Annotated in this window: 9 protein-coding genes; 5 read left to right on the top strand and 4 right to left on the bottom strand. The window is 44.4% G+C overall.

What is annotated here, in order from left to right:
• Nucleotides 1-111: 111 nt before the first annotated feature.
• The 5 genes from AACV78_RS08115 to AACV78_RS08095 all read left to right on the top strand — a co-directional run bounded on the left by AACV78_RS08115 (nt 112) and on the right by AACV78_RS08095 (nt 4,624).
• Nucleotides 112-291 carry a DUF4926 domain-containing protein gene (locus AACV78_RS08115; RefSeq protein ID WP_228042112.1) on the top strand — a complete coding sequence of 60 codons (180 nt, stop codon included), beginning with the start codon at nt 112-114 and terminating at the stop codon, nt 289-291.
• A gap of 439 nt (nt 292-730) precedes the next feature.
• Entirely contained in the window at nt 731-2,638 is a 1,908-nt protein-coding gene (gene dxs, locus AACV78_RS08110) for a 1-deoxy-D-xylulose-5-phosphate synthase (protein WP_194012378.1), read from the top strand.
• Between the two features lie 69 nt (nt 2,639-2,707).
• Nucleotides 2,708-3,025: a hypothetical protein gene (locus tag AACV78_RS08105; protein WP_194012377.1), complete on the top strand. Its 318-nt coding sequence runs from the start codon at nt 2,708-2,710 to the stop codon at nt 3,023-3,025.
• A complete protein-coding gene (locus AACV78_RS08100; protein WP_194012376.1) occupies nt 3,022-3,327 on the top strand; it encodes an aspartyl protease in 306 nt (101 codons plus the stop codon). The genes AACV78_RS08105 and AACV78_RS08100 overlap by 4 nt, the downstream gene beginning before the upstream one ends.
• Nucleotides 3,328-3,397: 70 nt before the next feature.
• Nucleotides 3,398-4,624 carry an NAD(P)/FAD-dependent oxidoreductase gene (locus tag AACV78_RS08095; RefSeq protein WP_194012375.1) on the top strand — a complete coding sequence of 409 codons (1,227 nt, stop codon included), beginning with the start codon at nt 3,398-3,400 and terminating at the stop codon, nt 4,622-4,624.
• A 71-nt stretch (nt 4,625-4,695) separates the two neighbouring features.
• Here the strand turns inward: AACV78_RS08095 and AACV78_RS08090 are convergent, their stop codons facing one another.
• The 4 genes from AACV78_RS08090 to AACV78_RS08075 all read right to left on the bottom strand — a co-directional run bounded on the left by AACV78_RS08090 (nt 4,696) and on the right by AACV78_RS08075 (nt 11,364).
• Entirely contained in the window at nt 4,696-7,122 is a 2,427-nt protein-coding gene (locus AACV78_RS08090; protein WP_194012374.1) for a sulfotransferase, read from the bottom strand.
• Between the two features lie 136 nt (nt 7,123-7,258).
• A complete protein-coding gene (locus tag AACV78_RS08085; RefSeq protein WP_194012373.1) occupies nt 7,259-9,331 on the bottom strand; it encodes a Wzt carbohydrate-binding domain-containing protein in 2,073 nt (690 codons plus the stop codon).
• Complete coding sequence (locus AACV78_RS08080) at nt 9,332-10,123, bottom strand: ABC transporter permease (RefSeq protein ID WP_194012372.1); 792 nt, start codon at nt 10,121-10,123, stop codon at nt 9,332-9,334.
• Nucleotides 10,120-11,364, bottom strand: coding sequence for a glycosyltransferase family 2 protein (locus AACV78_RS08075; protein ID WP_194012371.1), 1,245 nt, complete (start codon nt 11,362-11,364; stop codon nt 10,120-10,122). Before AACV78_RS08075 ends, AACV78_RS08080 begins: the two co-directional genes overlap by 4 nt.
• Nucleotides 11,365-11,538 lie beyond the last annotated feature (174 nt).

The raw sequence follows: 11,538 nt of genomic DNA, 5'->3' as shown, positions 1-11,538 counted from the left end.
ACCAGTTAAACCCCTCAATTCACCAATCCCTCAATCTAAAATCTAAAATCTAAAATTTCAACTCCTTACCTTTTTTAGAAAGGCTATATTCCGTGAAAGAGGTATCTAAAAATGAACTTCACCATCAAACTGCTTGATGTCGTTGCATTCGCACTAGAAGATTTACCAGAACAGAGCTTATATCGGGTTCGAGTGGGAACAGTAATTGATGAATATGATGCAGAATTTGTTGAAGTTGAGTTTAGCGATTTGCAAGGTTGTACCTACGCGCTAGAAGCTAGAAGCCCTTAGCAAGTCGCAGTTAATGATTTTGCATCACAGTCCGCTTGCAGAAACCAAATAGCTAAAAACTCAACCATTATTACAAAAACAAGTTTTAAATCCCTAATACTTCCATTTTTTACAAACAATACAGCGGTGGGCAATATCCGAACTTATACAGAGTAAGTTATGGCCAACTCTACAATCTAAACTCTACAATCTAAAATTGTATAATCCCCGTGCAGCTAACAGTTACCCCTCAGCCGCTAAAAACATAAGCTTTTTTTATATTGACTGAACCGAATTTATTAACTATAATTACCAGGCCAAAAATAACAAAAATCTTACGCCTAACAATTTTCTCAAATAACAGGTAAACTATTCTAACGTTTGCCCGTACCGAACGCTGCAGGCAAAACCTATATCTGTTAAGCATTCGTCCTAATTCTTAGGAGCAGGATTTTAAAATATGCATCTCAGCGAACTGACTCATCCAAATCAATTACACGGCCTCTCGATTCATCAACTCGAACAAATTGCCCGACAAATTCGAGAAAAGCATTTAGAAACAGTAGCTGCCAGCGGCGGACACCTAGGCCCCGGATTGGGTGTAGTCGAACTCACCTTAGCACTGTACCAAACCCTAGACCTCGATCGCGACAAAGTTACCTGGGATGTCGGCCACCAAGCTTATCCGCACAAATTGATCACCGGCCGCTACAACCAATTCCACACCCTGCGCCAAAAAGACGGCGTTGCAGGCTATCTCAAGCGCTGCGAGAGCAAATTTGACCACTTTGGGGCCGGCCACGCCTCCACGAGCATTTCCGCAGCCCTGGGAATGGCAATGGCGCGCGACCTCAAGGGCGAAAACTTTAAAACTGTAGCAGTCATCGGCGACGGTGCGCTGACGGGCGGCATGGCACTCGAAGCGATCAACCACGCGGGCCATATGCCGAAAACCAATTTGTTAGTTGTGCTCAACGACAATGAGATGTCAATCTCCCCCAACGTCGGCGCAATTACCCGCTATTTAAACAAAATGCGCTTGTCGCCACCGGTGCAGTTTCTCAAAGATAACTTAGAGGAACAATTCAAACAAATTCCCTTTGTTGGCGAAACTTTTACTCCAGAAATGGAACGCATCAAAGAAGGGATGAAACGCTTGGCTGTCTCAAAAGTTGGAGCTGTAATTGAAGAATTGGGCTTTACTTACATGGGCCCGGTAGATGGACACAATTTACAAGAGTTAATTACCACTTTCAAACAAGCTCATACTATCCAAGGCCCTGTGTTAGTTCACGTTGTGACGGTGAAGGGCAAAGGATATGCGATCGCCGAAAAAGACCAAGTAGGATATCACGCCCAAAATCCTTTTAACTTAGCCACCGGCAAAGGCATTCCCTCCACCAAGCCCAAACCTCCCGCCTACGCGAAAGTCTTTGCCCACGCCCTAGTCAAGCTAGCAGAAGATAATCCGAAAATTGTCGGCATTACTGCTGCAATGGCAACCGGCACCGGGTTAGACAAACTTCAGGAAAAACTGCCGAAACAGTACATTGATGTTGGTATTGCCGAACAGCACGCGGTGACTTTATCGGCTGGTTTAGCCTGCGAAGGAATGCGCCCGGTTGTAGCAATTTACTCGACCTTTTTGCAGCGCGCCTACGACCAAATAATTCACGATGTCTGCATCCAAAACTTGCCTGTTTTCTTCTGTTTGGATCGCGCCGGAATTGTCGGCGCAGACGGCCCCACCCACCAAGGAATGTACGATATTTCTTACTTGCGGTGTCTGCCAAACATGACAATTATGGCTCCCAAAGACGAGGCGGAATTGCAGCGGATGGTAGTCACGGGAATCAACCACACCAGCGGCCCGATCGCGATGCGTTACCCGCGCGGCAACGGTTACGGCGTACCTCTGATGGAAGAGGGTTGGGAAGAATTGGCGATCGGCAAAGCCGAAATTCTCCGCAACGGCGACGACTTGCTAATATTAGGTTACGGTTCGATGGTTTATCCGGCAATGCAAACCGCCGAGATTTTGAGCGAACACGGCATCGAAGCAACAGTCATCAACGCGCGTTTTGTCAAGCCTTTGGATACTGAATTAATCTTGCCTTTAGCACAGCGAATCGGCAAAGTTGTCACAATGGAAGAAGGTTGTTTGATGGGCGGCTTCGGTTCTGCAGTAGCCGAAGCTTTGCTAGACAATAATGTTCTTGTTCCAGTGATGCGCTTGGGTGTACCTGATACATTGGTAGACCACGCTACACCGGATCAGTCGATGGCAACATTGGGTTTGAATCCGTCGCAAATGTGCGATCGCATCTTAGCACAATTCAGCCGCAAACAATCACCAGTTAGCGTGTAATTAGCTAGAATTGTAGGGTGGGCGCTGCTCACCTTACTTTATTTCCTCGCATAAAAAGGAGAATCAACAATGACTAACGTGAAACCAAATCGTACAGTACGGCGCGGAAGATTGTTCCCCGAAATCCAGTGGTCAGAAGAAAAAAAAGCCCAGTGGCGCGCTGAAAGAGAAGCATTTTATCAGCGCTGCAAACCAACCTTCGATCGCCTAAAACCAGAATTGATTAAAACCCACTACAACTGGTACATGGCAGTTGAACCCGACAGCGGGGATTATTTTATCGACAACGATGATATGTTAGTTGCAAAGATAGCTCATGAAAAATACCCCAAAGCTAAATTGCACGTCTTTCGGATCAATGAAACCGGAGTTTGTGGCACGATATGATTGAAGGAATATTTGGTGAGGAGGATGAGCTATTTTTTGAAATTGAATTGATTGCTGATAACGGCTTAGAATTACCTGTTGACGCTCTCCTAGATACAGGATTTTCTGGCTGGCTAGCAATGGACATTCAGGATTTAGAGGGACTTGATTGGACATATCTGAAACAAGAAAAAATGCGAACAGCTAAGGGAGAATTCTATTTTGAACTTTATGCAGGAAAAGTACGCATAGATGAGCAAGAGTTTGACATTCCCGTTCATGTAGGCGCGGGAGTACCGGAAATTTTAATCGATCGCCAATAGCTAAAAAATCGGCGGTTAGTAGTTGATATGTCTGCGGGTATTTTGACATTGGAAGCGATTTAAAAGCAAAATGAACTTAAAAAATTTTGATATAGTAATAGTAGGAGCAGGCCCAGCAGGCGGTCACTGCGCCAGAATATTAGCAAAATCCGGCCGCAAAGTCTTGCTTGCCGAACAAAACGACAATTTTAATAAAAACGACTTTTCCAGCGCCGCCACGCCTTTAGAAACCCTCTCTCAATTCGATTTACCCGAATCAGTAATCGGCAGTTTTTGGCACAAACTGACTATTGAAACCAGCAAAGTCAGTCAAACTTGGGAGTCTCCCGAAAACTTGGGAGTTGTTCTCAATTTTGCTAAATTTAGAGCTTTTTTAGCCGAGGAAGTTGAGCGATTTGGCGGTGAAGTTTGGCTTGGTTGTCGCTACACCGGACATTCCCAAGCTAACGGTGAAACAATCGTAGAATTTAAACAGCTATCTGACGGTCAACTTATCAAAATTAGCACTAAAGTTTTGGTTGATGCTACGGGTTTTGCGAGGGCGATTATGTACGAAAAAGAAAAAGACAAGCCAGAGTTTTTATCGGGAACCGGCATCGAATATTTAATTGAAGTAGAACCGGAAATTTATCATAAATATGCCAAGGATTTAATCTTTTTTTTGGGCGATAAATGGATGCCGAAGGGTTATTCTTGGATATTTCCAATGGAACAAAACAGGCTGAAAGTTGGTGCGGGCCGCATTTTTTTAGATCCGAAAACTGTGAAAAATTTGGAACCTTTGAAAAAATATATCGATTTGCTGATTGATGAATATCTGAAGTCTAAAAATTATACAATTATTGACAAACACGGTTCTACTCTGAAGTACAGTCAGGGTTTGCAGGATATTTATTACAAGGAGAATATAATTGCGATCGGCGATACTGTCTCCACTGTAAATTTTTTGGGCGGCGAGGGTATCAGACACGGGATGGATGGTGCCGAAATTGCGGGGAAATACATTGAAAAATATTTGGACGGGAAAATCTCAGATTTTGGAGATTATGAAACCGAAATGCACCGCAAGTTCGATCAAAAATGGCATATTTCGGAAAGGTTGGCGGTGAGAAAGTATATCGATGATGTTAATGATGAGCTTACAGACAAGGTAATTTCTTACTTAAAGTACATGAAAACTGATGATGTGATGGATATTTTATTTTATTATAAGTTTGAGAAGATTTATAGAGGATTTGGCGGTTATTTGGGGCGGAAATTTCAGGGTTTGGTGCAGCGGCTGAAAAAAAGTTTCTAGCAATGATCTAAATCGTCATCAAGTTGGTTTGTAGTGAGTAATTTATTTCTTCCGAATGCGGACTAAATTCCTCACTGCGAACCTAATTTTAAGGGATTTTCCTTGGTGATTTGAATGCGGGGTAGCGACATTAAAGAATCGTCTAAGCTGCTAAAGTTTGACCTATACGATACACCAAAAGTATACCCGCTCGCCCCGATTAAATGTTCTACAATTTTATCGACATCTCCGTAAGGATAGGCAAAACATTTAACAGATTTTCCTAATCCCAGTTCCAAAATAGCACGGGATTTTACCCCCTCACGCACAATTTCTGTGGGCGACAAGGTGGTTAGAGGTTGATAAGTAGCAGACATCGAACCGAATTCAATTCCTGCATCCCGCAGTTGCAGAATTTCTGGCCATCCCATTAAGTTTACTTCTTCACCTTCGGCTTTTTCCCAACTATTTGTCTTTCCAATCGACTCGGCTACTAGAAAAACAGTTGCTGTAAAATCGTAGCGTTTTAGCAAGGGCCAAGCATATTGGAAAAAGTCGAGATAACCTCCGTCAAATGTCATCAATACGGCTTTACCGGGTAAAGGAGTTTTATCCCGTTTCGCATTTTGCCAATTTTCCCAACTCGCACTGTAATAACCTTTTTCTTGTAAATCCTGTAGTTGCTGTTCAAAAAAGTCGGGAGTAACTGCATTTAAACCATCGGGAGAAATGCGGCGGTAGGCGAGAATCGGCAGTTTTTCTGTGACGCTGTTATTGTTAAAATTTTGAGGTGGTGCTGGGTTAGCAACTTCTCGATAAGGCGATTTTTTCCCGATGATTTCTGGTGCATAAAATACTTGTTTTTGTAGCTCGTTTTCTTGGGGAATTTCCATTGTTGTTTCCCCAGCGATTGCTGCGGCTGATGCGATTTCTCGCAGCGCTGCGGCTGGGAGTGCGGCGCGGCGGTTGACACTTGTGCCGATCGCACCCGATCGCCTGCCGAACATCACTGCATTTGGCGGGTAAATGCCCCCAGCACCCGCTGCATTCAACCATTCGGGCTGATTCGACCTTTGCTGAGCAGCAGCGGCTAAGCGCGATCGCAGCGATTGCTTGCCGTCGAGCGGTTTTCCCAGCAAAGCTTCTCGCACGGCGGCGACGCACAACTCAAAACCGCTATTTCGAGTAATTGTCGATCGCAATTTTTGAGCAGAAACAAAATTATTTTCCACCGCAACCGTGACAATACCGACAGCAACACCGCCGACTTTCACCAGGACATCTATTTCAGAAAGCTCAACTTTTATCTTAGGCAATTCTTCACTAATTTCTACAGCAATTAAATCTTTTTCGAGCGTAATTGTTGGGACTTCTTCGGCTATTTCTGGCTTGTAGAAATCATCCAAATGCCAATGCGAACGCCCCCATAATTCTTGCAAAAATAGCGTCCAGTCATTTTTCTTGTGGAATGGTTGCAGCAAAGTTTCCCACAATCTATTGCCTTTTTCGCAGCGATTGCGTTGAAAGTAGCGATCGAGAATTTGCCAAGCAAACTGGGCTGCAACCGCATCCGCCAACACCGCACCCGCCACAATCCCGTCGCAGACTGGCAATTCCACAACACCGAGTTTAATGCCTTCTAATTGAATTGTACAGTGCAGGCGATCGTATATTTGCAAAGTGTAAATATCCGAAATTGGTTCGCTCACTTCTACTACGGCCAATTTCCACACAAATTCATCGTTAACGCGCTTAACTTTATCTAAAACATATTTAATTTCATTGAGGCTCAAAACTCTATGATATTTGTGAACATTATTACTTTTAATATCTCTCTCAATACCTTGGTGCCAAGGTAAACTCAGACTGAGATTCGCCGCTTTCTCTTTATAATTAACCAGCATTTTTTCATCATACGAAATCCCCATAAAATAACAAATATCTCCTAAAACTTGTGCTTTATTATTTAAAAGTTCCTCATATTTTACCAAGATGTGATGAGATTTATTAGCATATTTGTGGCTAGTTAATATCGCGTGTCTCCAGCGCTCGAAACAGTGGTCTAAATCCCAACCATCACCCCATAACTCGGTAGAATTCCTAGTGGCATCATACAAAGAAGCTATTGTATCCATACTGTTTCGCAAAATATGAATAAATTTTGCATCCGGCAATAAACGCTCTATATCTTGAATAAAATATATGTGCTCCGGCGTTTTTTCCAGCCAAATACTTTTGTTTTGTTCCGCAGCCAAACCATCCAAAACTCCGACAAACCAACGAGTTTTAGTTTCCACGGTTTGACTGTCATCAAAACCTTTTAAAAGTTCAGGACGCTTAATCTCATCCCTAAAAAAAGCTTCCATCCTACTTGGCAACTTTCCTGCAAACTGATCGTACAATAAATAGTGAAAAAATTTAGATTCAGGAAAAGAGATAACTTCTGGATGAGCCGCTAATAAACTTTGAAGGATGGTTGTACCGCTTCTCGGAGAGCCTATTAAAAATATCCGTTTCATTTTTATAGCTAATAAAGGGTTTGTGAATTAGATTTTTTTTTACGAACCGCAGAGAGCGCAGAGGGCACTGAGGAAGAGAAGAAAGAGGTATGATTGATGTTCATCTCTGGGATCTCTGCGGTTAAAAACTTGTTTCCTAATTCCAAGTAAAATCTTCTTTTAACAAATCCGAAAGTTCCTGATTGTAAGGTTTGAAATAATTGGTTAATTCTTGTTCAATTTCCGCAGGCATTTGGCTGTAATCTTCGACATGATTAATCTCATATTCTTTAATTGCGCTGGTGCCGACATTTAAGAAATTTAACACTTCGGAAAAAACTTTGCCTGTATTTGCGTAAAAATTTTCGCTTTTGAGAATTAGTAACTGTTCCCTGGGAAAATAATCGAGCCAATTTTTGATTTGTTCTACATAGATGCCGCGCGACAAGTAGGAATAATGTTGGTGGTTGAAACTGTAATAACTTTCATCGGCTTGGATTTTTTCAATTTCACCTTTTAGCCGATCGCCCTCAGAGGCGATCGCCTTTTCAAAATCCAGCTTTTCGCAGCCGAGCGCCACTTCTGAATGATAGTGCATCCACGCTCGTTTTACCGGGTTTCGCAGCATTACAATCAGCTTAATATCGGGGAAACACTTGTAAACTCGTTCGGCCACCAACGGATGATAAATATAGTAACTATTCCTCTCCCACAGCAACACCTTTTCATCAGTTACGCTGCGATTCAACTGCTTGCTATACCAATCAACGCCCCGCTCAAAATTCCCATCAAAAAACTGATTTTTTTTAGCACCTTCTGTAATAATTTGCAAGTGATTTTCCAGATAACCGCCCAAAGCTTTTGTGCCGCACTTTTGAGCGCCAATAATTAAAAAATTAGGTGATTGCTGATTTTTCAACTGAGTCGAAATCTGGGCATCTTCTGGATTATTTTGATTAAAATTGTGAACTCTATCGGCTGTTTCGGGCAAATTCAGCTCCTGCATTTTGCCGTCAAATTCCCAGTGGTAGGGCGGACAGAGAATGGTTTTTTGCTGTACAGCCGATCGCACGTACAGCGGATAAAGGTGCCAGTGATAGTCGTAAGCATAGGCCAAACTCTTCTCGTAAACCCCTGCATTGACGTAATATTGACCGTTTCCTAAATCCAGCCTGTCTGCGTGCAGCCGGATTGTGCCTTTACCTGCAGCCAGCGGAATCAACCGCCCCATTTGATTAGTATTAGTCTCAAAACAAATTTGACCGTCTTCCCGACTGATTGTCACCCCAAAAATAGCAGCGTCAATCGATTTAGGAGCCGTGTAACTAATTTCTATAGTAATAGGATCGCCGCTGTTTATTTCCTCAGCAGGAAACATTTTGACCTCAGTAATTTCTACTTCCAAAGAACCGAATCGATTATCATTAACTCGCTGTGGCGCTCCCTTACTTGTAAATTCAGGAAGACGCATGGGAGCTGGCTTTTGACTTTCCGATCGCATTTCCGACAAATACTGACCGACTATCACTTCCGTCTCCCCGTAAGCCACGATTTTACCTGCTTTCAGCCACAAAGCCCGATCGCACATTTTCTCAATTTGCGTTGCGTTATGAGAAATTAAAACAATCGCACATCCTTGATTCTTAAACTCCGTGATTCTGTTCAAACATTTAGTTTGAAAAGCCACATCACCAACCGACAAATGTTCATCAACTAACAGCACATCTGGATCGGTGTGCACCGCCACAGAAAAAGCCAGCCGCATTTGCATCCCCGTACTGTAAGTCCGTATCGGGCTATCAATAAACTTTTGCAATTCGGCAAATGCAACAATATCATCAAACCTGCGCGCCGTTTCCCGGCGAGTCAAACCGGCTACCACCGCACCCACAAACACATTTTCTCTGCCCGTTAAATCCGAGTGAAAACCCGCACCCAAATCCAACAAACCGCCAATTCTGCCATTAATTTCAATGGTTCCTTCTTCAGCGCGGCCAATCCCGCCGACAAGTTGCAGCAGCGTCGATTTTCCCGCGCCATTATGGCCAAGAATTCCCAGCATTTCCCCCGGAGCAACAGTAAAATTAATATCCCGTAGCGCCCAAAAACTAGCCTGCGGTTTCATTTGCTTCCAACCAGACAAAGCGGCCGCCATAATCGTATAAGGTCGATCGGCAGAGTAGCGGTTGAAACGTTTCCCCAAACCCTTGACAACAATAGCTTGACGCATTTACAATTCCTCCACAAAAGTAGTGCTTTGCCTTCTAAAAATTCCGAGTCCTATCGGCAAAAGAGCAGCCACAACCAAACTAACAATTAACAGCGCCAGCCAATCCGGCTGCGTACCTTTTAGCAGTATGGCGCGGTAAGCTCCCAGCAGTGGCACCATTGGATTTAACTGATAAAAAGGCTGAAACTGTTTCGGGACGCTATTGATGTCGTAGAAAATCGGAGTCAGGTAAAAAACCATCTGCAAAACTACGCCCAAAGTGTACTGAGTATCGCGAAAAGTGACATTCAAAGCGGCGAGGGGATAAGCCAAACTGATTGTCAAAAAAAACTGAATAAGCATCACCAGCGGCAACAACAACAGCACTAAACCAGGCTGAACGCCATCAATTGCCAGAAAGAGAATTAACACCGGCAAAGCTAACATAAAGTGAATTAGCCCCGTCATTGTCGTGACTACCGGCAAAATTGCCGTGGGGAAATTCGGCTGTCTGATTAGCGCTTTATTATTGGTAATCAATCCCGTTGCTTGAAATAATGCGGTTTGAGACCAACTCCAGATTAACAAACCGCTGAAAGCAAAGGAAGAAAACTTCGGAATATTCATCGGAATTACCGATCGAAATACAAAGGAAAAAACAGCCAACTGCAACAGCGGATTGATCAAAGTCCAAGCAATCCCCAGAGTCGATCGCTTGTAAAGCAATTTCAGATCGCGATTGACCAACTCCCACAGCAAATCGAAAAAATGAGCAATTTTGCGCCCGTCCATTAGTTTAACTGGATTTCTCACTGCACACCCCCAGCAATCACGGGTTGTTCAACTTCCTGCAATTGGGGGCCCGCCAGAGCCGCCAAGCGTTGAGCTTGCAACTGCGCTTTCCTGTAAGTAAAAGGACTTTGCAGGGCTCCCAGCAACTCGCTGACAACCAACTTGCGGGGAAACCGCTGGGGAAGGATCAATCGACGCAGCATCCAGTGGCCGAGCCACTCAGACACCGCCAACTGCAAAATTGCAAGGCGGCTGACTGTGCGGTTGCGATCGCACGTCAGCAAATAAGCCCCAAAACTGCGCCCGTTATCCCTTAACTGCTTGCTCAAAGCCTCGCCACTGCGTCGGTGCAAGTGCCAAACAAAAGCTCTCGGCTCGTAAAAAGTCGAGTATCCCTTCGCCAAAATCCGGTGAAACATCTCAATATCCCCAGCCCCCCGAGTCGGAGTCCCCACATCCAAAGCCGGGTCAAAAGTCCCAACATCCGCGAACACCTGCCGTCGAAAAGCCATATTAGCCCCAACCCCGTAAGCCGTAGCCCACAGCAACTCCCGCACCGAGAGCTTGCTACCATCAACTTTAAAACGGTGGAGAGCTTGCAGCATTCCCCCGTAGCCGAATTCAAATTGAATTTGAGCCTCTGTTTCCAGTTCCGCCGGCGCGACTAAACCGCTGACTGCCATAATTTCCGGGTCAGCAAAACCAGCAGCCATCCCCCGCAGCCAACCTGCATCAGGCCGCACGTCGTCGTCAGTAAAAGCCACAATCTCGTGGGCCGCTTCAGCGATGCCCCGATTGCGCGCCCAGTCCAATCCTGGCCGTTCTTCCTTGACGTAGCGTACAGGGAATCGCGCGACCAATTCAGCGGTGCTGGTGTTGGCAGGAGCGTTGTCTATCACGATAATTTCGCGATCGGGATAGTCGATCGCCATAATTGCTTCCAGAGCGCCTTTGAGCAAGTCCGTGCGATCGCGCGTGCAGATCACCACACTAATCGGCGGCAGCGGATGATTTGGCTCTGTTTGTAGCCCCAACTGCTCTGCCAGAATTGCTTTAGTCAATTTTTTGCCGATTTGCGCGACAATTGTCGATCGCACCCGATCTGCCGGAATAATTGCCAGCCAAGGATCGTTAGATATTTCTACCCATTCTAGAGGTACTCCCCGGTAGCGCACCAAAATCCGAATTTTTTCGTATTTATCAAGTCCTCTAATTGGATTTATCGGTTCGGAAAATTCGATTTCCACCAGTTTTATTGCCATAAATTACTCCTAAAAATAGTGTCATTGGTTATTGGTTGTTGGTTATTGGTTGTTGGTTGTTGGTTGTGGGTTGTTGGTTATTGGTTGTGGGTTGTTGGTTGTTGGTTGTTGGTTGTTGGTTGTTGGTTGTTGGTTGTTGGTTATTCGTCATTAGTCATCAGTAAAAACGAGTGA

This window comes from Tychonema sp. LEGE 07196 (assembly GCF_963890365.1).
Lineage (GTDB): Bacteria > Cyanobacteriota > Cyanobacteriia > Cyanobacteriales > Microcoleaceae > Microcoleus.
The sequence above is the reverse complement of the archived record's forward strand: the minus strand, read 5'-3'. Positions and strand labels throughout refer to the sequence as shown.

Bases quoted from the DNA above. Each gene is read 5' to 3' on its own strand.
- AACV78_RS08085 (WP_194012373.1), bottom strand. From the start codon at position 9,331: ATGCGTCAAGCTATTGTTGTCAAGGGTTTGGGGAAACGTTTCAACCGC.
- AACV78_RS08095 (WP_194012375.1), top strand. From the start codon at position 3,398: ATGAACTTAAAAAATTTTGATATAGTAATAGTAGGAGCAGGCCCAGCA.
- AACV78_RS08105 (WP_194012377.1), top strand. From the start codon at position 2,708: ATGACTAACGTGAAACCAAATCGTACAGTACGGCGCGGAAGATTGTTC.
- AACV78_RS08115 (WP_228042112.1), top strand. From the start codon at position 112: ATGAACTTCACCATCAAACTGCTTGATGTCGTTGCATTCGCACTAGAA.
- AACV78_RS08100 (WP_194012376.1), top strand. From the start codon at position 3,022: ATGATTGAAGGAATATTTGGTGAGGAGGATGAGCTATTTTTTGAAATT.
- AACV78_RS08090 (WP_194012374.1), bottom strand. From the start codon at position 7,122: ATGAAACGGATATTTTTAATAGGCTCTCCGAGAAGCGGTACAACCATC.
- dxs (WP_194012378.1), top strand. From the start codon at position 731: ATGCATCTCAGCGAACTGACTCATCCAAATCAATTACACGGCCTCTCG.
- AACV78_RS08075 (WP_194012371.1), bottom strand. From the start codon at position 11,364: ATGGCAATAAAACTGGTGGAAATCGAATTTTCCGAACCGATAAATCCA.